Genomic DNA, 22965 nt, shown 5'->3' with positions numbered 1-22965 from the left:
GCAAAAACAGTTAGGGTATCTGGATAAAACAGATAGGGTATCCGGATAAAAAAAAGAGATCAAGCAGGTTGTTGGCTTGATCTATTCCATTTTCATCCATAGACAGAAATAGACAGGGAGGTTATTTTCCTTCCAATAATCGGAATGTATAGTCGTTCTTTCCCCTGAACATCCGATAGATGTAGACATAGAGATTGAATGCCGGAAGGGCGTAGTCAAGGAAAAACAGCCATTTGGTCACTGTTTTTTGTTGCAATATCTTGGCTGATTTATGGAAGATGGTTGATTTCACAACGCCCCGCAGCAGGTATAAGAGAGCGGCAAACACCGCAATGAGCCAATTTCCGGTGACACCGACATAGATTGAAAAAAATACAGCTAAAGCGAAAAGGAGGAAAAACAGATCGTTTAAACGATAAAAGAAAAGCATGCCTCCTTTATAATGATGTTGGGTAGCGGCACGTGACACTTTCATCTCTTTCCATCTATTAAAACGTTCTATTTTTGACATCTGCATGATACTCTCCGGATTGTATGTGATCCGGGTATTCCGTTTTGTGGCAACCTGATTGACGAATAGATCGTCGTCACCGGCATGTAGATTCAATGATTTCTGATATCCGTTATTGGCAAAAAAGAGTTCTTTTTTATAGGATAAGTTACGTCCATCTCCGGTATAAGGCGTACCGGAGAGCGCTGCAGAAATAGCCTGTAGTCCGTTGACCAGGTTGTCGTAGGCGATCAGTTTATGCAGGAAACCTTTGTATTTCCCGTAAGCGCAAAACCCTAACATGATAGATGTCTCGGTGGTGTAATTCGTCGCCATCGATGCGATCCAGTTCGGGCTCAAGGGGAGACAATCAGCTTCTGTAAAGAGTAAAATGTCGTGTTTGGCTGCTTTGATACCCAGAGTTAATGCCAGTTTTTTACGGCTCAGGTATTTGACATTTTCAGGGGTAAATGTATGATACAGGTTTTTATGCTCCTGTTCGAGCATTTTCAGGATATCGTCGCTTTCATCTGTAGACCCGTCGTTGACAACGATAATTTCATATTCGGGATACTCTTGTGTCAATAATACAGGCAGATGTTTCCGCAGATTTTCCGATTCATTTTTAGCGTACACGATCACCGATACGGGAGGGAACGCAACTTCGTCGACCGGTTTGTTTTTCTTTTTTCGTTTGAAACGCAACGGACGGGCATACGTCACCGATAGATACAACAATTGAATACAGCAAAGTAGAGTTGTTATACCGATCAGATATAATTCGAAGTGATTGAATACAAATAGATTTTCCACTTTTATAGGGTATCAGAAAAATAGGCTTTAGGCAAACTACGACAATTATATTGTGAAGCCATCACTTCACCATAAGCACCTGCCGAACGAAGGGCAATCAGATCACCCCGATGGGCTTTGTTCAATTCGACATCTTTTCCGAATACATCAGAAGATTCACAGATAGGTCCTACGACATCGTAGATTTCAACCGGATCATCATTGCTGATATTCTCCATCCGATGATACGCATCATACATAGCAGGTCGGAGCAGTTCGGTAAATCCGGCATCAAGAATGGCAAATTTTTTGACTTCTCCCTCTTTGATATAAAGTACTTTAGAGATCAGACTGCCGCACTGTGCCGTGATGGATCGTCCCGGTTCAAAATGAACCTGTTGTCCGGGGCGAATCCGTAATAATTTGTGGAATACGGCAAAATAATTATCAAAAGCGGGCGTAGGGATGTGGTTTGGGTGGTAATAATCGACTCCCAGTCCACCGCCAAAATTAATGTGCTCCACTACAACACCCATCTCTTCCAACTCATCCTGTATTTCATTGAAGCGAATAGCCAGATTACGGAAGGCCGACATATCCGTAATTTGTGATCCGATATGACTGTGAATACCGATTAGTCTGACATTTTTCAATGTCTTTAATTCTTCCAGGACTTGACCGACCATACTTAAATTGATACCGAATTTATTTTCTTTCATTCCGGTGGTAATCTTTATATGGGTATGTGCATCTACCTCCGGATTGATACGCAGAGCGATGGAGGCTATCTTTCCTTTAGCAGTAGCGAGTTCATTGATAATGGCCAGTTCTGCTGCTGATTCGATATTAAAACAAAAAATGTCATGGTCTAATCCCAGATTGATCTCCCAATCGGCTTTACCTACTCCGGCAAAAACGATTTTCTGAGCCGGAAATCCTGCATCAAGTGCCGCCTGAATTTCTCCGCCACTCACGCAATCTGCTCCCATCCCATAACCGGAGATGATAGATAAAATGCGGGGGTTAGCATTGGCTTTTACGGCATAATGAAGATGAAAACTATATTTGTCAGCTTCTGTTTTTGCAAAATCTAACGTCTCTTGCAATAAATCCACATCGTAGTAGTAAAATGGAGTCGGTATCGTGTTGAACTTTTCTACCGGAAATACACCTTTGAGCATAAAAATAGTTGTAAATGGATATTCTTAATTCTTAACTATTAATCGTTAAATAAGTGGCTGCTTAATGCCTGTAAAGCTCTTTTTTTGTCGGCCGATTTGACTAACAGCGAGACATTGTAATTACTTCCTCCGTAAGAAATCATGCGGACAGGAATTTCTTTAAGCGCATGGATAATGCGTGCTTCAAATCCGATGTTTTCCCACTCAAGATCGCCTACAACACAGACAATAACCATCTCTTCGTCCACTGTTACTGTTCCGAATTTCTTCAGATCATCTACAATCTCTTCCAGATGTTTCCGGTTGTCGATAGTGACCGACACACCTACTTCCGAGGTCGTCACCATATCAATAGGTGTCTGATAATTTTCAAATATTTCGAAGACTTTACGCAGGAATCCTGTAGCCAATAACATACGTCCACTCTTTATTTTTATGGATGTGATATTGTCTTTTGCCGCAACAGCTTTGATTTTTCCTTTTTCTGTCTCGTTGGATATAATGGTGCCCGGTGCTTCAGGTTGTATGGTGTTCAATAAACGAACCGGAATATTATTCAATTTGGCAGGTAAAATACAGGTCGGATGAAGTATTTTCGCTCCGAAATAGGCTAATTCGGCTGCCTCTTCAAAATGCAACTGGCGAACAGGAGAAGTGTTATCGACATAACGGGGATCGTTGTTATGCATACCATCGATATCGGTCCATATCTGAATCTCTTCGGCATGAATAGCAGCACCGACTAATGATGCGGTATAGTCGCTACCGCCCCGTTGTAGGTTGTCTATTTCTCCGTAGGCATTCCGGCAGATATACCCCTGAGTGATATATATGTCGGCATCCTTATACTCTTCTAGAAGTTTCGATAACTGTTCTTTGATATAGAGTGGATCTGGTTCGGCATTTTTGTCTGTGCGCATATATTCCAAAGCCGGAAGTAAAACAGAATTCACCCCAAGTTCCTGTAGATATAGATTCATCATCGCCGTAGAGATCAATTCACCTTGTGCCAATACCACCTTTTCTTCAAAAAGGGTGAATAGATCCTTTGTGAATGTACGGATATGATCGAAATAAGTTTTAATCTGTTCTTTGGCTTTCTGTTTATATTCGTTGGTACTATATAGTTCATCAATATGTCCGTCATATTTCTGCGCCAGTTTATTGATAATCTCGTTGGCACCATCCGGATTTTTCTTATAGAGATAATCGGATATTTCAACCAACGAATTAGTGGTTCCCGACATGGCAGAGAGAACAACGATATCACGGTTGCCCACAATGAGTTTTGCTACATCTTTCATCCGCTGTGCAGATCCTACAGAAGTACCGCCAAACTTTAAAACTTTCATTTCCTTTTTTATATTAAATGGTTTATTCTTTTCTGTTGTATATCAGATCGATCGAAAATAGACGATCGACTGCAAAGTTATATAAAAAACTATTCTTTGATATCACTCAAATGTGCGTTCTCGCATTTCACGATGCGAGCCGGATAATTATGGACGATGGTATAATTATGTGTTGTCATAATTACCGCTGTTCCGTTCTGACAGATATCATGTAGAAGCTGAACGATCTGACTGCTTGTTTCCGGATCCAGATTCCCAGTCGGCTCGTCTGCCAAGATTAATTTCGGCTCGTTTAATAATGCCCGGGCTATAACGATACGTTGTTGTTCTCCTCCGGATAATTCGTGTGGCATTTTATACCCTTTGTTTTGCATACCGACTTGGCACAACACATTTTCTATCCGGTCGTTGATATCACTTTTCTTTTTCCAGCCGGTTGCTTTCAATACGAATTCCAGGTTTTTGATAATGGTTCTGTCTGTCAGTAGTTGAAAATCCTGGAATACGATACCTACTTTTCGACGCAGGTAGGGTATTTCCTTCCGCTTAATTTTTAAAAGGTTATATTCCATCAGCCAGGCTTCTCCCTGTTTGATGGGGATTTCACAATAAAGCGATTTTAGCAAACTACTTTTGCCGGAACCAACTTTACCAATGACATAAACGAATTCGCCATTATGTAAAGTCAGTGACGCATTTTGCAGGATCACATTCTCATCGCGGCAAATTTCTACATCCTCAAGTCTAAGCAGAATTTCGTCCATATTTTTTTATTCTTTATGTCTCTTTTTTAATTCCCGTGCCAGGTCTTCTATACGCATTCCTTTGCTGGTCAGCAATACGATCAGGTGATAGATCATATCAGACGCTTCATAAATAAAACCTTCCTCCGTACCATTTGTAGCTTCGATAACTGTTTCTACAGCTTCTTCACCTACTTTCTGTGCCATACGATTTACTCCTTTTGAGAATAACGAAGTCGTATAAGAACCTTCGGGCATATCCTGTCTGCGACGCTCGATGAAGTTCTGCAGATATTTCAGGAACATGATATCCTCAGCGTTCTCTTCACCAAAGCATGTGTCGTTTCCTGTATGACAAACAGGTCCGGCTGGTATCGCTTTGACTAATAATGTGTCATTGTCGCAATCTGCGGTGATATCAACCACCTTTAACACATTACCGCTTGTTTCGCCTTTCATCCATAGTCGATTTTTTGAACGGCTGTAAAACGTGACTTTCCCGGTTTGGCGGGTTTGTTCGAACGCTTCTTCGTTCATAAATCCCAGCATCAGCACTTTATTCGTATTGTTATCCTGGATAATGGCAGGAATCAGTCCTCCCATTTTATCAAAGTCTAATTTCATTGTTGTCAGTTTATAATCGTACATTTATACCTTCTTCGTGAAGATACTGTTTTAATTCACTAATACCGATTTCACCAAAATGAAAGACACTGGCAGCCAGTGCAGCATCAGCTTTACCTTCGATGAAAGTATCACGGAAATGTTCTTTTTTTCCTGCTCCACCCGAAGCGATAATCGGAATATGTAATGTCTCAGCAAGGGACGCTAAAGCATCGTTCGGATATCCGTTTTTGACCCCGTCATGCGTCATGCTGGTAAATAAGATTTCTCCGGCTCCACGACTTTCGGCTTCTGCAGCCCATTGAAAAAGGTGTTTTTCGGTGGGGATACGACCACCGTTCAAGTAGCAGACCCAGTTGTCGTTTTCAAAATTGGCATCAATCGCAACAACACATACCTGACTCCCGAAATTCTTGGCGATCTCTTCAATGAGATCCGGATTTCGAAGTGCAGCAGAGTTGATCGAGACCTTATCTGCTCCGGCACTTAATAAGCGGTCTACATCTTTCATCTCATTGATACCACCTCCTACTGTAAAAGGGATATTGATGTTTGCAGCCACTTTCTTGACTAATTCAGTAAACGTTTTTCGCCCTTCGTGTGATGCGGTAATATCCAGAAAAACCAATTCATCTGCTCCTGCACGGCTGTACTGAGCGCCTAACTCAACCGGATCACCGGCATCCCGGAAGTTAACGAAATTAACACCTTTAACAGTCGTACCGTCTTTAATGTCCAGGCAAGGGATAATTCTTTTTGCTAACATAATTTTTCTGTTCTATAGTTATCAAACGAAGCGAATTAAATCTTTTAATTGAATTTTTCCTTCATAAATGGCTTTTCCAAAAATAACTGCCGGAATATGGGCATCGACCAACCGTTCGATATCCGCTATCGAGCTGACCCCGCCACTGGCGATCAGATAAACCGGAACAGCAGCTTTGATCTCTTTATACAGATCAACAGCGGGACCTTGCAGCATACCGTCTTTGCTGATATCTGTACAGATGACTTTGGTAATACCTTTTTCGTGATAGCCTGCTATAAAAGGAATAAGTTCCTCACCGGTGGTCTCTTCCCAACCGTTGATTGCTATTTTGTTCTCTTTGGCATCAGCGCCTAGAATAATCTTTTTACTGCCGTATCGTTTGATCCACGAAATGAATTTTTCAGGATTCTTAACTGCGATACTCCCTCCTGTAATCATCTGTGCACCACTTTCAAAGGCAATCTCCAGATCACCGTCGTTTTTCAACCCTCCACCGAAATCAATAATAAGATCGGTTTTAACGGCTAATTTTTCCAATGTTTTGTAGTTGATAATCCTTCCTTGGCGTGCACCATCCAGATCAACAACATGTAAACGTCGTATACCATGATCTTCAAACATTTTGGCTACCTCCAAAGGATCTTCATTATAGATTTTTTTGGTCGAGTAGTCTCCCTGTGTGAGTCGAACACATTTTCCTTCGATAATGTCTATGGCCGGAATCAGTTCTATCATCGTTGTCTTGTTTATAATTGGATAAAATGTTTCAAAATCTCTTCGCCAACCGAACCGCTCTTTTCCGGATGAAACTGTGTCGCATAAAAGTTGTCTTTATGCAAAGCAGCACTGAAAGGGTGGATATAGTCGGTCGTTGCAGCTGTATAGTCATTGAGAGGCACATAATAGCTATGAACAAAATAGACAAATTGGTTCTCAAGTGTCTTTGGAAACATCCGGCTATGTACATCCGTGAGGGTATTCCATCCCATGTGGGGCACTTTATCTTCATGTCGTTGCGGAATGAATCGTTTGACCTCTACATCAAATATACCCAGGCAGGGAACATCACTCTCTTCCGAATGTTTACACATCAACTGCATGCCTAAACAAATGCCTAAAACCGGTTGATGTAAATCACGGATTAACTGATCCAGGCCATTCGCCTTTAGATGGCTCATTGTCGAACCAGCTTCGCCTACTCCGGGAAATATCACTTTGTCAGCCTTTCGGATCAACTCCTGGTCATCGGTAATCACCGGGGCGATTCCCAGCCGTTTCAAGGCGTAATCCACAGAGTATATATTTCCTGCATTGTATTTTATAATGACAATATCCATCGGCTCGTACTAATGATAAGCTTTGTTTTGAACCGCAAAAGTAACAATTTATCATGACATCGCAGCGAAGTAATAACGAAAAGATATGATCAGTCGAAACTGAAGTTGCTTTTGTATTATATTTCTTCAGGAAAAGTACATTTGCATAAAAACGAAAACATATTACCTTTACATGCATTAATAAACAACGAACGTATGAAATCAATCTACATCCATCCGGTTTTACTTACATTAGGGTTGGTCGGTTGTACGACAGGAAATAACTCTGAAAGTATAGATCGTCCATTGGGCAAAAATGGAAAGCCATTAAATGTTGTGTTCATTCTTTCGGATGATCACCGATATGATTATATGGGTTTTACGGGAGCAGTCCCCTGGTTGGAGACTCCACATATGGACCGCATGGCTCGTGAAGGTGCTTATATCCGGAATGCTTTTGTGACGACTTCACTCTCTTCTCCGAGTCGGGCTTCTATTTTGACAGGGATGTATTCACATGAGCATAAAGTTGTTGATAATTCAGCACCGTTACCCGCTGGTTTGACCTTTTTTCCGGAGTACCTCCAACAGGCCGGCTATCAAACAGCATTTTTTGGTAAATGGCATATGGGAAACGATTCGGGTGATCCGCAACCGGGATTTCACCATTGGGAAGGCTTCCGCGGACAGGGTGAATACTGGAACCCTCGAATCAATACAAACGGGGAATGGGTTGAGTATAAAGATAGCACTTATGTGACCGATCTCTTGACCGAACACGCGATTGGTTTCATGAAACAGCAAGTAGAATCCGAGCAACCATTTTTTGTTTATCTCTCTCATAAGGGGGTACATGATAACTTCTCACCGGCCAAACGTCACAGAGGCATTTATCAGGAGAAAGATTTAGTTGTGCCAGCTTCATTCAATACACCGAAGTATGGGATAAAAGAGTTGCCTTCCATCGATCCGAAAACAGGAAAAGCTGCTGCCTATAAGGATTATTATGGCGAGCAGATGATGCCCGACTGGGTCAAGAATCAACGGGAAAGCTGGCATGGGGTAGATTACTCCTATCATGGTCGACCCTGGGATGTGCAGGTGAGAAACTATTGTGAGACACTTCGTTCGGTAGATGAAAGCATTGGATCTGTTTTGGATTATCTGCAAGCCGCCGGATTGGATGAAAATACATTGGTAATCTATATGGGAGATAACGGTTTTGCGTGGGGTGAGCATGGTTTGATCGATAAACGTCAGTTTTACGAGGAGTCGGTTAGAGTTCCTATGTTGGCTCGTGCTCCGGGACTGTTTGAAGGAGGAGAGATTGTCGAGAAAATGGTTCAGAATGTGGATATAGCCCCGACGATTATGGATTATCTGGGATTACCAAAAGCCGAACAAATGGTCGGTTATTCTTTTGTCCCTCTACTGAAAAAGGAAGAAACAGACTGGCGGGAACGTGTTTTTTACGAATACTATTGGGAGCATGAATTCCCACAAACCCCGACGATGCATGGTGTACGAACCGATAGATATAAATACATCCGTTATCACGGTATCTGGGATACCAATGAATTTTATGATTTGCAGGAAGACCCAAATGAGATGAATAATCTGATAGCATCAGAGGAACATCAGGAAATAATCAAACAACTCAACCATGATCTGTATAACTGGTTGGAAGAAACAGACGGAATGAGTATTCCGCTTAAACGAACAGAACGTCCTCATGGCGATCATCGGAATTGGGGGAATTATTAATCAGATGTGAATTAGATATTAGTTTATGTTTGTTGACGTTTGACAGGCAAACAAAATAGCCGGAACGGTGGAATAGTCAAAAAAAAACAGAATAACCGATTGTTTTTTTTGTTTCTGTTTGAATACTTTTCTGTTAGAGGTACGTCTAAATTGTTTTACACGTACCTCTAAACTGATTTACACGTACCTCTAAATACATTTAGACGTACCTCTAACAGAAAACAGACCTGGGTGTTGCGAATAAATGAACAGAATGCAGTTACTTTTTATATCCCATTCTCTACTTTTTCTTATAGAATAAATTTAAAAACCATCTAACCATTTTAGGGTATTTCATCCCTTCAATTTACCTAAAATAAGCGATTATTTACGCGAAACATTTTGTGGAACTTTGCACCAGATTTGAAAGTTAGTTTCAATTCACACTTTAAAAGGATAACAAATTGAAAACAGATGTTCGTGCAAGCGCCATTGCGCTATTGTTCTTATTGATTATTTTTCCTGCATATGCGGAGCAGAAAGCAAAATTGTCTGGAAAAGTAACCTCTTCGACAAAAGAAGTAGTCGACTTTGCTACAGTATATTTGAAAGATACGAATTACGGCAGTAGTACCAATCAGGAAGGTATTTACCATTTACACGCTCCGGTTGGAGAATATACGCTGGTGGTCTCGGCTATCGGTTATAAAACGGTAGAGAAACAGGTCAAACTTACGACCGGCGAAGGAACACGGGTGCATATCACAATAACTCCGATGACTACTGAGTTGGATGAGGTCGTTGTCGTTTCCAATGGAGTAAGTCGGATTAAACGTTCACCATTCAATGCTGTAGCCATCGATACCAAAGCGATGCAGAACTCTATCCAAAATCTTAGCCAGGCATTGGCACAGGCGCCAGGAATGAAACTACGCGAATCGGGAGGTGTCGGTTCCGATATGCAACTGATGATGGACGGATTCAGCGGCAAACATATCAAGATATTTATCGATGGAGTACCACAGGAAGGCGTTGGCAGTTCGTTTGGACTGAATAATATTCCTGTCAACTATGCCGAACGTATTGAAGTCTATAAAGGAGTCGTACCGGTAGGTTTTGGTACGGATGCTATCGGTGGGGTTATCAATATCGTAACCAAGAAAAATAAAAACCGTTGGTTTCTGGATGCTTCCTACTCATATGGGTCATTCAATACCCATAAGTCTTATATCAACTTCGGTCAGACATTCCGCAATGGTCTTACTTACGAGATCAATACTTTCCAGAATTATTCGGATAATAATTATTATGTGGATACGCCGGTCAAAGACTTTGAGACGGGAGCGATCAACCGGAAGAAGATAGAACATGTGAAACGTTTTCACGATAATTATCACAATGAAGCGATTGTTGGCAAAGTGGGGGTTGTAGATAAAAAATGGGCCGATCGCCTGATGTTCGGATTGACTTATTCCAATATGTATAAGGATATACAAACCGGTGTGCGTCAGGAAGTCGTATTTGGCGGAAAGTACCGCAAAGGGCATTCGTTCATGCCTTCGTTGGAATATCGCAAACAAAATCTTTTCACACAAGGGTTGGATGTTACGCTGACTGCCAATTACAATAAAAATATTACTCATAATGTAGATACTTCGACTTATGAGTATAACTGGCGTGGCGAAAAACGTCTTCTTCGGATGCCGGGAGAACAGTCTTACCAGCATACCCGTTCAAATAATGATAACTGGAATGGCACTTTTACGGCTCATTATCGCATAGGAAGTGCGCATACATTTACACTCAACCATGTATTAAACTCATTCAAACGTACAAATCGTTCGATGTTGAATGAAAATTCGGGTAATGATGCGATTCCGAAGGAGACGCGTAAAAATATCACCGGCCTGTCGTATCGCCTGATGCCATCGGAATACTGGAATTTTTCTGCTTTTGGAAAATACTACAACCAGTATGTTGCCGGGCCTATAGCAACCTCGTCGGCACAGGATAAGTATGTACGTACTTCGCATACGATCAATAGTATGGGATATGGTGCAGCCGGCACTTATTTTATATTGAAAAGTCTGCAGACTAAACTCTCTTACGAAAAAGCTTACCGTCTTCCGACCAATGAGGAGATGTTTGGCGACGAAGATCTTGAATCGGGCGATGTAGGGATAAAACCGGAGAACAGCGATAATTATAATATCAACCTAAGCTATAACGAGACGTTCGGGCAACACAGTGTGTATGTTGAAGGAGGACTTGTTTACCGGGATACGAAAGACTACATACAACGTAAGCTGGTCGATCTGAGTGGAGGAAAGTCAGGAGCGGCTTATGAGAACCACGGCAAAGTGGAGACGAAAGGATATACTGTTTCCGTCCGCTACGGTTTTGCCAACTGGGTGAGTGTAGGAGGAAATTATACACAGATGAATGTGCGTGACAATGTAAAAACAATTGCCGGAGGGACAAGTCAAGAGAGTTTGACTTATGGTGCTCGTATGCCGAACCTGCCTTATCGGTATGCGAATTCGGATCTCTCTTTCTACTGGCGTGATTTGGGACAAAAAGGTAATGTGTTAACCCTCACATATGACAATCTGTATATGCATAGTTTTCCACTTTATTCGGAGGCCTTGGGAAGTGAGACAAAATTTATTATACCGAGTCAATTCTCGCATAACCTGACTTTGTCGTATGGTATACGGAATGGGCGTTACAATTTCTCTTTTGAATGCCGGAACTTCACGGGTGAAAAATTGTATGACAATTTCAGTTTACAGAAAGCTGGACGGGCTTTCTATGGGAAGCTGAGGGTCTATTTGGGGGATTAAAGGCTTTAAGGTCTTTAAGGACGTTAAGGATCTTTCGAAGAATTAGCGATGTTTTATATCAATACATAAACAATATAAAAATAACAACATGAAAAAGAATTATTTGACAAGAGGACTTATAGCTATGATGTTGGCTTGTAGTCTGTTTACTGCTTGTGGTGATGATAGTGATGATCCGATCCCACCGACTCCGGATCCCGACCCGGATCCCGATCCGATAGAGGTGGTATCAAACTATGTTATTGCCGCCTCAAGTGGTGAAAACGGTATTTTACTTACGGCAGAGACGTTGGACGAAGGAACGATCACTACTAAAAACAATGGATTAACAACCGAAAGTGGAACCTATTGGGTTTACTTTCAAGATAAATATCTCTATCGTTTAGTGTATAACCAGGGAAATGCAGGAGTCGGTTCTTCGTATCTCCTGACGAAAGAGGAAAAAATAGAAGAACGCGATGTGACTTTCGAAACTAAACGATTCACTTCCTATGGTATATATAATAACTATCTGATCACCTCTTCAGCCGGTGATATGGGCAAAGAGTATGCCGATGAAAATGATTTTTTGCCGAAAGGATTCTTGTTCTCTTATTTAGATGTTGAGCAGGAGACAAAAACAGATTCGGAAGCCATTATGGTAGAGAACTACCTGGGCAATGGTGAATATGTTACTCTGGCAGGTATCCTGCAAGTCGGAAATAAAATCTATTCAGCGCCTGTGCCTATGGGGCTGAGCCAGTATGGTGGAGCTGCCGAGGGAGGTAAATGGGTCAAATATCCGGAGTTGGTAAAAACAGAATCGGGAGGAACGAATAGTAGTTCATACCTGAAAGGAGAACTGCAATGGACGCAATATCCGGATGAAGCCTGGGTGGCCATCTATGACAATGAGAAGTTTGAAAATCCTACACTGATCAAAACAGACAAAATCAGTTATGCCTGTGGACGTAACCGTTCGCAGTATTATCAGATGATCTGGGCGGCCGATAATAATGATGTTTATGTGTTTTCACCCAGTTATGCGAAGGTGATGACCGAGGAGGTACAGCGAACGACTCTGCCTGCCGGTGTTGTTCGTATCAAAGCAGGAACCGAAGCATTTGATGCATCCTACTATAGTAATATCGAAGAACAGAGCGATGGTAGATCATTTGTACGCAGCTGGCATTTGACAGAAGACTACTTCTTGCTATTGATGTATGACCGTCCATTCTCTGAAGCAGGTTATACGGCAAATCAGCTGGCGATTTTCAAAGGAGAAACCGGAAAACTGACCTATGTGGAAGGTATGCCTTCGGCTGAGATCACTACAGGGTTTGGTAATACCCCTTATGTGGAAGACGGGACGGCTTATGTCGCTGTAACAATTAAAGATGCGCAACCGACAATTTATTGTATCGATCCAGTGACAGCTAAAGCAACCAAGGGACTTACAGTTGAAACGACTCAGATTTCCGGCGTCGGTAAGCTGACTTATCAGGAATAAACTCTTTGTTTACCTGGGAACTCCTGTTCCGGGTATTAGGTGAAATTAAACAATTATAGAATAAACAAGAAAACTGATGGTTAAACTACTCATTGAATTATTAGGCTATCTGAGAGAGAGTGCACCGTTGCTTACCTCACTGGCTGTTCTTACTCTGTTATTGGTGTTGTTGGCTAAATCGATAAAAAAACATTCCGGTCTCTATTATACGCTTTTTGCCATACCTTTTGTATTGGTTGCGTTACCTTCGCTCGGCAAACTTTTCGGTATAGAGATTGCCGGATTTGTCCGGGTACCATTCCTCGGGGAGATTATCCGTGATTATATCCATATGGGTGCATTCGGACATCCGTTGTTAATCATTATTATGTATATCGGTGCACTTGAAGTGCGAAGGCCTACGGTAAAAAAGCTGATGTCAATACGTAAAGAGATGTCTATCATCTCCGGGTTCGCCGTTTTTGCTCATTCGTTGATCCGTGTGATGAACAGTGTGCCCGGCGCATTTCGTTTTTTTGCCAACAATGAAGAGTATATGGCAAATACAAAAGTCGTCAGTACTCTGGGGGCTGGATTCAGCAGTTTTAGTTTTTTATTGGGTGTTTTTATGCTCATTCTGTTTATTCCTCTTTGGGTGACTTCATTTGATGCGGTTCGCAAACGTATGGGTCACGTTAAATGGAAAAAACTACAGAAATGGTCGTATGTACTGTATGTTACTTTATTCATCCATGCCATGGCTATACAGATCGGGGGGATGTTGAATCCGCGAGGCGGACAAACTCCTAAACCGGCTATTGAAACAACTGTTGCACAGGAGAAAACAACAAACAGACAGCGTGAGACAGCCAGACCGGTCACAAATGAAAGGCGTGGTGAAACTGCTAAATCGGAAGAGAACAGCCGACAAAGTACCTCTGCAGTAAAACCAGCAACTAACGGACGTATGCCAACCAAAGGTTTTGCAGATATAAAACTCAATAGTCAGACCAAAGGATATATCCATATGATTTCGCTGATCTTAATCTACGGATCATACCTGTTTCTCAGAATACGAAAGGCAAAAAGATGATGTCATTTTGTCTTCGATTTAATGTCAAAATGGCAAATATCCCTTGTGGCACTGAAATTGTATATCCATAAAGTGAAGGCCGGTGATTGAACTCCGGTCTAAGGTGAATAAAAATAACTTTATAGGTTGTAATTGGTTTATAGGTTAATAATTTGAGTATTAGTTTGATTTGTTGAAAAGAAGAGACTGTCTCGCGAGAGATGGTCTTTTCTTTTGTCTGGTTTTCAGGAGATTTGCAAACGTTTTTTACACCATCCTATATAAAAAACAACAATATTCTGTCCGTTTTTCTGCAACATCGGAATTGTTTTTTAGAAACACCTACCTCTGTTTTTTGTTAGAGGTACGTCTAAATAAATTTAGAGGTAGGTGTAAATCGATTTAGAGGTACGTCTAAAACATTTTAGAGGTACCTCTAACAGAAAAGTGTTCGAAGAGGTGAAAATAAACGATGGGTTGTTTTGGTTTTTTTGTTTGGATTGTGTGAGTTTAGTTCTGATAAGTTGTTGTAGTATTCTTCCAAACGGGTGCCGGATAGCTTCTGTTCTATTTTGGCTGTTCCGATTTTTACTACGCTTGTCTTATCTTGTCTATGTCGAATTATATGAGTAAATTTGCAGTCTTTTTAAAAGCAAGATAATTTGACTAAAGTATGAATAAGAAATTTGCCGAATATTCGAAGTTTGACCTTTCGGACGTGAACAAAGAGATGCTGAAAAGATGGCAAGATGGTGACATCTTCCATAAGAGTCTTGAAATACGTGCCGGCAATCCCTCATTTGTGTTTTATGAAGGACCGCCTTCAGCCAATGGGATGCCCGGAATTCATCACGTGATTGCTCGCGCCATTAAGGACATTTTCTGCCGCTACAAAACGATGAAAGGTTTTGAAGTGAACCGTAAAGCAGGTTGGGATACCCATGGCCTTCCGGTAGAACTAAGTGTCGAAAAAGCGTTGGGTATTACCAAAGAAGATATCGGCAAGAAGATTTCTGTTGCTGAATATAATGCTGCTTGTCGTAAAGATGTGATGAAGTACACCCGTGAATGGGAGGAACTGACGCAGAAAATGGGGTATTGGGTAGATATGGATGACCCTTATATCACTTACGACAATCGGTATATTGAAACGTTATGGTATTTACTGAAAGAGTTAAATCAGAAAAACTATTTATATAAAGGATATACGATTCAACCTTATTCGCCGGCAGCCGGTACAGGGCTGAGCACACATGAGTTGAATCAACCGGGTTGTTACAGGGATGTGAAAGATACCACTTGTACGGCGCAATTTCATATTCTGAACCCCAAACCGGAGATGGCGGCTTTTGGTGATGCGTTCTTTTTAGCATGGACGACTACACCGTGGACATTGCCATCGAATACAGCCCTTTGTGTCGGTTCGAATATTACCTATGTAGCGGTACAGACCTATAACCCGTATACGGGTGTGCCTATGACAGCTGTTTTGGCAAAGGATTTGGTTTCGGCTTATTTTAATGAACAAGCGGCCGAGTTGGCATTGTCGGATTATAAAGAAGGCGACAAACTTATTCCGTTCAAAGTGGTAGGCGAATGGAAAGGATCTGAACTGGCCGGAATGAACTACGAGCAGCTTATACCGTGGGTCAATCCGGGTGAAGGTGCGTTCCGTGTCATCACCGGAGATTATGTAACGACGGAAGATGGAACGGGGATTGTGCATATTGCACCTACTTTCGGAGCAGACGATGACCGTGTCGGTAAACTAAATGGTATACCTCCTTTGATGTTGAAAGATAAGGAGGGGAATATGCGTCCGATGGTCGATCTGACTGGTAAATATTATCAACTGGAAGACCTGGATCCTGAATTTGTACAGACACGCATGAATGCGGCGGATTACGATCCGTTTGCCGGACGTTTTGTGAAAAACGCCTATGATCCGGCACTCACTGATAAGGACGAAACATTGGATGTGAGTATTTGTATCATGCTGAAGGTGCAGAACCGGGTGTTCAAAATTGAAAAACATACGCATAATTATCCACATTGTTGGCGTACTGATAAGCCGGTATTATATTATCCGTTGGATAGCTGGTTTATTCGGACTACAGCTTGTCGTGATCGCATGATCGAATTGAACAACACCATTCACTGGAAACCGCAAAGTACCGGAACCGGACGTTTTGGGAAATGGCTGGAAAACCTGCAAGACTGGAACCTGAGCCGTAGCCGTTACTGGGGAACTCCATTACCTATCTGGCGTACAGAAGAGGGGGATGAGGAAAAATGCATCGGTTCGGTTGAGGAGTTGTATCATGAAATCGAAAAATCGATTAAAGCCGGACGGATGGAAAGTAATCCGTTTGCCGATTTTAAACCAGGCGTTTATACGAAAGAGAACTATGACAAAATAGATTTGCATCGTCCTTATGTGGATGATATTACGTTGGTATCTTCCAAAGGGGAACCGATGAAACGGGAGACCGATCTGATTGACGTTTGGTTTGATTCGGGTGCAATGCCTTATGCACAAATCCATTATCCGTTTGAAAACAAGGATATTTTAGATAAACGGGCGGTTTACCCGGCTGATTTTATCGCGGAAGGTGTGGATCAGACCCGTGGATGGTTCTTTACCCTCCATGCGATCGGTACGATGATTTTTGATAGCGTCGCATTTAAAGCAGTGATATCCAACGGACTGGTGTTAGACAAGAATGGAAATAAGATGTCTAAACGTCTGGGGAATGGTATTGATCCGTTTGAAACGATCGAACAGTATGGGTCGGATCCTTTGCGTTGGTATATGATTACAAATGCTTCGCCATGGGATAATATCAAATTTGATGTCGACGGATTAGAAGAGGTGCGGAGAAAATTCTTCGGTACATTATATAATACATATTCATTTTTTGCCTTATATGCCAATGTCGATGGTTTTGATTATTCGGAACCGGAAGTGGACTATGATAAACGTCCGGAAATCGATCGTTGGATTTTATCCTTACTGAATTCGTTGATTAAGGATGTGGATGCGTATCTGGATGCTTATGAACCGACACGTGCCGGACGGGCAATCTCTGAGTTTGTCAATGATCACCTGAGTAACTGGTATGTTCGTTTGAACCGCCGTCGTTTCTGGGGAGGTGAAATGACTGAAGATAAATTGTCGGCTTATCAGACGCTTTATACCTGTCTGGAGACAGTGGCTAAGTTGATGGCTCCAATCTCACCATTCTATTCGGATAAGTTATTCCTGGATTTAGTGGCGGTGACAGCTCGTGAAAAGGTGGAATCTGTCCATCTGACCGATTTCCCTGTTTCTAATGAGGCATTTATTGATAAAGATCTGGAAGAACGGATGCAAATTGCCCAAAGTATTTCGTCTATGGTGCTGGCCTTACGCCGGAAGGTGAATATAAAGGTACGTCAGCCACTGCAAACCATTATGGTGCCGGTCGCAGATGAACATCAGCAGGAAGCGATAGAAGCAGTCAAAGATCTTATCCTGAATGAGGTGAATGTCAAAGAACTGAAGTTTGTCGATAATGCTGCCGGTATACTCGTAAAAAAGATCAAGCCTGATTTCAAGAAACTAGGTCCGCGCTACGGTAAAATCATGAAATCGCTGGCTGCGGTTATACAGTCGATGTCGCAGGAAGATATCATTGCATTTGAATCGACCGGACAGTTCCGCTTTGAGGTCGAAGAGCAGGAGGCTGTTATTGAACTGGCGGATGTGGATGTTATATCGGAAGATATCCCCGGTTGGCTGGTGGCCAATGAAGGACGATTGACTGTCGCTTTGGATATAACCATCACCGAAGATCTGCGTAAAGAGGGATTAGCCCGTGAGTTGGTTAATCGTATACAGAATCTGCGCAAGAGCAATGGGTTGGAAATTACCGATAAAGTAAAGATACATGTGCTTTCTTCTGCTGAAATGGATGAGGCTGTTATGGCGTATAACGATTATATCAAGAATCAGGTATTGGCGGTATCGGTCAAAGTGGTAGATATTCTGAGTGAACCGACAGATATTGATTTTGAAGATTTTACTTTGTCAATAAGAATAGATAAAGTCTGAGTAAGAATATTGAATGATAAATAGTGTTGGTTGGAAAAATACGTTATATTTGTTGCATAGTATACGATCGTATTTGTTGTTCGGTATGAAACCGGACTGGACCAGACTTAATTGTAGAACATTTAAATTTTAGAATCATGGCAGAGAAAACAAGATATTCGGATGCAGAACTGGAAGAGTTCCGCGCCATTATATTAGAGAAGTTGGAGATTGCTAAAAAAGATTATGAGCAGTTGAGAACCGGTGTAACCAACGGCAATGATGTAGAAGATACTTCACCGACCTTTAAGGTGTTGGAAGAAGGTGCTGCCACTCTGTCGAAAGAAGAAGCGGGTCGTCTGGCTCAACGTCAGATGAAGTTTATTCAGAATTTGCAAGCTGCGCTGATTCGTATCGAGAATAAAACATACGGTGTTTGCCGTGAAACAGGGAAACTCATTCCGAAAGAACGCTTACGTGCTGTGCCTCATGCGACATTAAGTATTGAAGCGAAACAGGGAGGAGCGAAATAAATAAGCAATTGAAAATTGACAGTTGACAATTGAATATGACAGAAAATAATACGCATTTAATTGACAATTCTCAAACGTCCATTGTCAATTATAAAAAGGCATGGGGAGCAGTGTTAATTATAATACTGCTCCTTCTGCTTGACCAAACCTTAAAGATCTGGGTGAAAACAAATATGCAGTTGCATGAGAGTTTTCAGATCACTTCATGGTTTTATATCTATTTTACGGAAAATCCGGGAATGGCTTTTGGAATGGAAATTTTCGGTAAGCTTTTTCTTTCTTTGTTCCGTCTGGTGGCCATTGTTTTTATCGGTTACTACCTGTATAAACTGATAAAGAAAGAATATAAATTTGGATTTATCGCTTGTATTGCGTTGATCTTGGCCGGAGCAGCCGGAAATATCATTGATTCTGTCTTTTACGGAGTGATCTTTGATAGTAGTTACGGGCAGGTTGCAACTTTTATGCCTGAAGGAGGAGGGTATTCGACCTGGCTTCATGGAAAGGTGGTGGATATGTTCTACTTCCCTTTGATAGAAACCGTACTTCCGGAGTGGTTACCCATCTGGGGAGGAAATGAATTTGTCTTTTTCCGTCCGATTTTTAATATCGCAGATTCGGCTATTTGTGTAGGTGTTTTTTTACTTTTAATATTCTATCGTCAGACCTTATCGGGTAGCCTTTCCAAAGAGAAAAAAGAAGAACATACGGATGCAGCATAATATGCGAACATTTGGTTTGACAATACTCACATGTATTCTTATAGCGTCGTGTAGTAAGGTGCCGTCTCATATTCTTTCTGAAAAGGAAATGCAACTGGTGATGAAAGATATGTTGATTGCTGAATCTATGATTGGTAACGACTATGGGCGTTATCATACTGATACGGCTAAAGTGGCATTGTATGAATCTGTTTTCCGCAAATACGATATTGACCGCGCCTTATATGATAGTTCATTGGTTTGGTATGGACGAAATCTGGATATATATATGAAGGTCTATGAGCGGGTTATTGCCGATCTGAACAATGCGATAACCGCTCTGGGCGATGTACAGGCCTCGGCTGCTCCGGTGACCAATCAAGATTCAGTCAATATATGGCCGCGTCGTGAATACCTGACATTTCAACCGAAGGATTTGTTTCGCGGAGTTGTTTTTGATATCGTGCCGGAAAAGAATTATTCCTCAGGCAGTGCTTTTGTAATCGGTTTACGGGTATGGGGACTAACCAATTCGATGCAAAATCGTCCGGAAATTCGTTTAAATGCCGTTCATAATGACACAATCATTTCAATCAGGAAACAGATAGACCGTGATGGGTATCACGAATTTATCTTACGAACGCAGGCAGCCAAACAGGTCAAACAGGTGTATGGTTCTATACGGTTTGAAGATGAAAAACGGTCTTATTATAAGATTTTTGTCGATAGTTTAAGCCTGATGAAATACAACTATGGTTCGGAGGCGTTGAAGAAATATGAAGGAGAGGAGGAAGAGGCTCCTGCAGAAAATGAAAACTCGACCGAATTAGATCCATCTACATTTATCCCAAGGTTTTAATAGGCGATATGAGAAGGAGAGTTGCCGCTCATTATATCTGGTTTCAGGGGATATACAAAATGCATTATCTCGAACTGGATGAGACTCATTGTCTTTTAACGATCCGGCCATTGGAAGAAGAGATGGCAAATACCGAATTTTATAATGGAATTATCATACCTCTGCCCAGAGAGTTGGACATTCAGGAAGAGACATTGATCGATCACTGGAAGCGATTCACTCAAGAAGTAGAGCCGGGTCAACCCGTACAACTGTATCATCTGCAAGGTTTATCCCAAACGGCGGCGGAACTCGGCACAAACAATGGCGGTAGCTGTCCCCACATTCAGCGACTCTGAAGTTGGACACGCTGCCGGATAGTTGGGGATGTAAAGCTTCTCATTGACAATCCTTTCTATTTCCGGCCGGATTCCATTTCCTTCATTGCCCATGATAAGAACCCCATTGGGTGATAAATCCTTGGTGTATATATTTTCGCCATCCAAAAAAGTGCCGTATACCGGAATATTGTTTCCTTTCATTTGTTGAAGATAACTCTCGAGATGGGTGTAATGAACCTGTACACGTGCAAGTGCCCCCATTGTGGCTTGTATCACTTTGGGGTTAAAAACGTCTGCTGTATCCGTACTGCAGACAATATGTGAGATGCCAAACCAATCGGCCAACCGGATGATTGTCCCTAAATTTCCGGGATCCTGAATGTTGTCGAGCGCCAATACTAATTGGTCGGCCGGATTCACCTGTTCAATCTTCCATTGAGGCTGTCTGAAAACAGCAACAACATCCTGAGGTGTTTTAAGGAAACTGATCTTATGGATCGTCTCTTCGTCGCCAACCAATAACTCTTTCGCCCGAATATCTCCTTGAGTAGCCATCCAGGAAGGTTTGGCAATCATCAAGTCGCATTCGAAATAGGGAAGTATATCCGCGACCAGTTTGTTGCCTTCGGCTACGAATGTCTGATATTCGTCCCGGTACTTTTTCTGCCCGAGGGAGCGGATGTATTTGATTTGGTTTTTGCTCAACACGTTTCTAATGATGAATTGTTAATTATGAATGATGAATTGAAAGACAAAAAACAAAAGTATTTTCTCTTTGTTTTTCTAATGGGCTAAGTTAGGTATTTAATTCATCATTCATAATTAACAATTTATAATTACTTGTTTGTACGATATTTCTGCATCTCAGGCAGGTACTTCTGAATGTTGGCAATACGTGTCTGGTCGCTGGGGTGTGTACTCATAAATTCAGGTGTAGATCCTGTTTTACCCGCTGACATTTTTTGCCAGAAACCTACTGCGGAAGCAGGATCGTAACCAGCCATACTCATGAAAACTAATCCCATATAATCGGCTTCCGATTCATGTTTGCGCGAGAAAGGCAGCATAACGCCGACCTGCGATCCGACACCGTAGACCGTACTGGCCAGTTCTTGTACAGCAGCACTTCTATTACTTACGGCAACACCGAGGATGGCCGCACCATATTGGGTCATCAGCTGCTGACTCATCCGCTCATTGCTGTGTTTAGCGACAGCGTGTGCCACTTCATGACCGACAACAACAGCTAATTCATCGGCTGTGGATATGATATTCATTAATCCGGTGTATACGACGATTTTTCCGCCAGGCATACAGAATGCATTCAGTTGCGGATCCTCTACCAGGTTGAACTCCCATGAGAATGCTTTGATTTCTTCGGCCATCCCGTTGTTTCGTAAATACTCTTCGGTAGCCGCTGCAATATTTTTACCTACGCTAACGACCATTTCGGTTTGATTTTTGCTATTGGATTTTTTAGCAGAACCGATGAACTCATTGTACTGACTGAGACTGGCGGTAAGAATTTCCTGATCGGAGACCAGCATCATCTGTTTGCGGCCGGTAAGTGGAACGGTTGAACAACTTGTAATAATCAGTAGAACTGTTAGAAGCGCTAAAATCTTTTTCATACGATACTTTTCCTTTTGATGTTTAAATTCGATTGCAAATATAGTGTTTCATGAAGAACATACCAGCAATATGAGAGACTAAAAATGAAAATTGGTGGGAATAACAGCCTGTATTGTTTATAAACAAAAACCATCATGTCGCTGTCGGTTTATTTGTACCTTAACAACACTTTTCTGTTAGAGGTACCTCTAAATGATTTTAGACGTACCTCTAAACGGATTTAGACGTACCTCTAAATTATTTTAGACGTACCTCTAACAAAAAACAGAGGTAGGTGTTACAGAAAAATAGTTGGAATCATGTTTTTATTACTATGGGATGATGTAGAAAAAGGATCTGGATTTTTTGAAAAACAACCGAAGGAACAGATGCAATAGAAGTCGGGTCGAAAGATGGCAGTTTGCAGGTGAGTGGATAATACAAGCGAGATTGTTTTCTAATAAAACAATTAAAAA

19 protein-coding genes are annotated in these 22965 nt (G+C 41.7%); 9 read left to right on the top strand and 10 right to left on the bottom strand.

Annotated elements, in window-relative coordinates:
* Positions 1 to 121: 121 nt before the first annotated feature.
* The 8 genes from M2135_RS07505 to hisH all read right to left on the bottom strand — a co-directional run bounded on the left by M2135_RS07505 (position 122) and on the right by hisH (position 7288).
* The gene (locus M2135_RS07505) at positions 122 to 1303 is read right to left on the bottom strand and encodes a glycosyltransferase (protein WP_280747910.1); all 1182 of its coding nucleotides are present in this window, start codon (positions 1301 to 1303) and stop codon (positions 122 to 124) included.
* 2 nt (positions 1304 to 1305) lie between these two features.
* Positions 1306 to 2463 carry a diaminopimelate decarboxylase gene (lysA, locus tag M2135_RS07500; RefSeq protein ID WP_280747909.1) on the bottom strand — a complete coding sequence of 386 codons (1158 nt, stop codon included), beginning with the start codon at positions 2461 to 2463 and terminating at the stop codon, positions 1306 to 1308.
* A gap of 38 nt (positions 2464 to 2501) precedes the next feature.
* On the bottom strand, positions 2502 to 3815 hold the full coding sequence (locus tag M2135_RS07495; RefSeq protein ID WP_280747908.1) for an aspartate kinase: 1314 nt from the start codon (positions 3813 to 3815) through the stop codon (positions 2502 to 2504).
* An 89-nt stretch (positions 3816 to 3904) separates the two neighbouring features.
* Positions 3905 to 4579 carry an ATP-binding cassette domain-containing protein gene (locus M2135_RS07490; RefSeq protein ID WP_280747907.1) on the bottom strand — a complete coding sequence of 225 codons (675 nt, stop codon included), beginning with the start codon at positions 4577 to 4579 and terminating at the stop codon, positions 3905 to 3907.
* Positions 4580 to 4585: 6 nt separating this feature from the next.
* Positions 4586 to 5182 carry a bifunctional phosphoribosyl-AMP cyclohydrolase/phosphoribosyl-ATP diphosphatase HisIE gene (hisIE, locus tag M2135_RS07485; RefSeq protein WP_280747906.1) on the bottom strand — a complete coding sequence of 199 codons (597 nt, stop codon included), beginning with the start codon at positions 5180 to 5182 and terminating at the stop codon, positions 4586 to 4588.
* Positions 5183 to 5192: 10 nt separating this feature from the next.
* Positions 5193 to 5948 carry an imidazole glycerol phosphate synthase subunit HisF gene (gene hisF, locus M2135_RS07480; RefSeq protein ID WP_280747905.1) on the bottom strand — a complete coding sequence of 252 codons (756 nt, stop codon included), beginning with the start codon at positions 5946 to 5948 and terminating at the stop codon, positions 5193 to 5195.
* A 21-nt stretch (positions 5949 to 5969) separates the two neighbouring features.
* Positions 5970 to 6686, bottom strand: coding sequence for a 1-(5-phosphoribosyl)-5-[(5-phosphoribosylamino)methylideneamino]imidazole-4-carboxamide isomerase (hisA, locus tag M2135_RS07475; protein WP_280747904.1), 717 nt, complete (start codon positions 6684 to 6686; stop codon positions 5970 to 5972).
* 11 nt (positions 6687 to 6697) lie between these two features.
* Positions 6698 to 7288, bottom strand: coding sequence for an imidazole glycerol phosphate synthase subunit HisH (gene hisH, locus M2135_RS07470; protein ID WP_280747903.1), 591 nt, complete (start codon positions 7286 to 7288; stop codon positions 6698 to 6700).
* Between the two features lie 195 nt (positions 7289 to 7483).
* On the opposite strand from hisH, the gene M2135_RS07465 reads away from it, so the two are divergent.
* The 9 genes from M2135_RS07465 to M2135_RS07425 all read left to right on the top strand — a co-directional run bounded on the left by M2135_RS07465 (position 7484) and on the right by M2135_RS07425 (position 20896).
* Positions 7484 to 9031, top strand: coding sequence for a sulfatase (locus M2135_RS07465; protein WP_280747902.1), 1548 nt, complete (start codon positions 7484 to 7486; stop codon positions 9029 to 9031).
* A gap of 470 nt (positions 9032 to 9501) precedes the next feature.
* Positions 9502 to 11853 (top strand): TonB-dependent receptor, encoded by a 2352-nt coding sequence (locus tag M2135_RS07460; RefSeq protein ID WP_280747956.1) that lies wholly within the window; start codon positions 9502 to 9504, stop codon positions 11851 to 11853.
* Between the two features lie 88 nt (positions 11854 to 11941).
* Entirely contained in the window at positions 11942 to 13342 is a 1401-nt protein-coding gene (locus tag M2135_RS07455) for a DUF4374 domain-containing protein (RefSeq protein WP_280747901.1), read from the top strand.
* 76 nt (positions 13343 to 13418) lie between these two features.
* Entirely contained in the window at positions 13419 to 14414 is a 996-nt protein-coding gene (locus tag M2135_RS07450) for a ferric reductase-like transmembrane domain-containing protein (protein WP_280747900.1), read from the top strand.
* 652 nt (positions 14415 to 15066) lie between these two features.
* Positions 15067 to 18486, top strand: a complete 3420-nt coding sequence (gene ileS, locus M2135_RS07445) for an isoleucine--tRNA ligase (protein WP_280747899.1) — start codon at positions 15067 to 15069, stop codon at positions 18484 to 18486.
* Between the two features lie 137 nt (positions 18487 to 18623).
* The gene (locus tag M2135_RS07440) at positions 18624 to 18998 is read left to right on the top strand and encodes a TraR/DksA C4-type zinc finger protein (RefSeq protein ID WP_280747898.1); all 375 of its coding nucleotides are present in this window, start codon (positions 18624 to 18626) and stop codon (positions 18996 to 18998) included.
* 35 nt (positions 18999 to 19033) lie between these two features.
* A complete protein-coding gene (locus M2135_RS07435) occupies positions 19034 to 19720 on the top strand; it encodes a lipoprotein signal peptidase (RefSeq protein ID WP_280747897.1) in 687 nt (228 codons plus the stop codon).
* A complete protein-coding gene (locus M2135_RS07430) occupies positions 19710 to 20558 on the top strand; it encodes a DUF4296 domain-containing protein (RefSeq protein ID WP_280747896.1) in 849 nt (282 codons plus the stop codon). Before M2135_RS07435 ends, M2135_RS07430 begins: the two co-directional genes overlap by 11 nt.
* A gap of 8 nt (positions 20559 to 20566) precedes the next feature.
* On the top strand, positions 20567 to 20896 hold the full coding sequence (locus tag M2135_RS07425) for a hypothetical protein (protein ID WP_280747895.1): 330 nt from the start codon (positions 20567 to 20569) through the stop codon (positions 20894 to 20896).
* Here the strand turns inward: M2135_RS07425 and M2135_RS07420 are convergent.
* Positions 20828 to 21586: an RNA methyltransferase gene (locus M2135_RS07420; protein ID WP_280747894.1), complete on the bottom strand. Its 759-nt coding sequence runs from the start codon at positions 21584 to 21586 to the stop codon at positions 20828 to 20830. The two genes, M2135_RS07425 and M2135_RS07420, sit on opposite strands and share 69 nt — an antisense overlap.
* A 128-nt stretch (positions 21587 to 21714) precedes the next feature.
* Positions 21715 to 22509, bottom strand: a complete 795-nt coding sequence (locus tag M2135_RS07415) for a M48 family metallopeptidase (RefSeq protein ID WP_280747893.1) — start codon at positions 22507 to 22509, stop codon at positions 21715 to 21717.
* Between the last annotated feature and the right edge of the window lie 456 nt (positions 22510 to 22965).

Source organism: Parabacteroides sp. PF5-9 (assembly GCF_029893105.1).
Classification (GTDB): domain Bacteria; phylum Bacteroidota; class Bacteroidia; order Bacteroidales; family Tannerellaceae; genus JARXWG01.
This window is presented reverse-complemented; position numbering and strand designations above follow the sequence as displayed.

Excerpts from the sequence above, each read along its gene's own strand:
- hisF (WP_280747905.1), bottom strand. The coding sequence starts at position 5,948 with ATGTTAGCAAAAAGAATTATCCCTTGCCTGGACATTAAAGACGGTACG.
- M2135_RS07435 (WP_280747897.1), top strand. The coding sequence starts at position 19,034 with ATGACAGAAAATAATACGCATTTAATTGACAATTCTCAAACGTCCATT.
- hisH (WP_280747903.1), bottom strand. The coding sequence starts at position 7,288 with ATGGATATTGTCATTATAAAATACAATGCAGGAAATATATACTCTGTG.
- lysA (WP_280747909.1), bottom strand. The coding sequence starts at position 2,463 with ATGCTCAAAGGTGTATTTCCGGTAGAAAAGTTCAACACGATACCGACT.
- hisIE (WP_280747906.1), bottom strand. The coding sequence starts at position 5,182 with ATGAAATTAGACTTTGATAAAATGGGAGGACTGATTCCTGCCATTATC.
- ileS (WP_280747899.1), top strand. The coding sequence starts at position 15,067 with ATGAATAAGAAATTTGCCGAATATTCGAAGTTTGACCTTTCGGACGTG.
- M2135_RS07425 (WP_280747895.1), top strand. The coding sequence starts at position 20,567 with ATGAGAAGGAGAGTTGCCGCTCATTATATCTGGTTTCAGGGGATATAC.
- M2135_RS07430 (WP_280747896.1), top strand. The coding sequence starts at position 19,710 with ATGCAGCATAATATGCGAACATTTGGTTTGACAATACTCACATGTATT.
- M2135_RS07450 (WP_280747900.1), top strand. The coding sequence starts at position 13,419 with ATGGTTAAACTACTCATTGAATTATTAGGCTATCTGAGAGAGAGTGCA.
- M2135_RS07455 (WP_280747901.1), top strand. The coding sequence starts at position 11,942 with ATGAAAAAGAATTATTTGACAAGAGGACTTATAGCTATGATGTTGGCT.
- M2135_RS07415 (WP_280747893.1), bottom strand. The coding sequence starts at position 22,509 with ATGAAAAAGATTTTAGCGCTTCTAACAGTTCTACTGATTATTACAAGT.
- M2135_RS07495 (WP_280747908.1), bottom strand. The coding sequence starts at position 3,815 with ATGAAAGTTTTAAAGTTTGGCGGTACTTCTGTAGGATCTGCACAGCGG.
- M2135_RS07465 (WP_280747902.1), top strand. The coding sequence starts at position 7,484 with ATGAAATCAATCTACATCCATCCGGTTTTACTTACATTAGGGTTGGTC.
- M2135_RS07440 (WP_280747898.1), top strand. The coding sequence starts at position 18,624 with ATGGCAGAGAAAACAAGATATTCGGATGCAGAACTGGAAGAGTTCCGC.
- hisA (WP_280747904.1), bottom strand. The coding sequence starts at position 6,686 with ATGATAGAACTGATTCCGGCCATAGACATTATCGAAGGAAAATGTGTT.
- M2135_RS07490 (WP_280747907.1), bottom strand. The coding sequence starts at position 4,579 with ATGGACGAAATTCTGCTTAGACTTGAGGATGTAGAAATTTGCCGCGAT.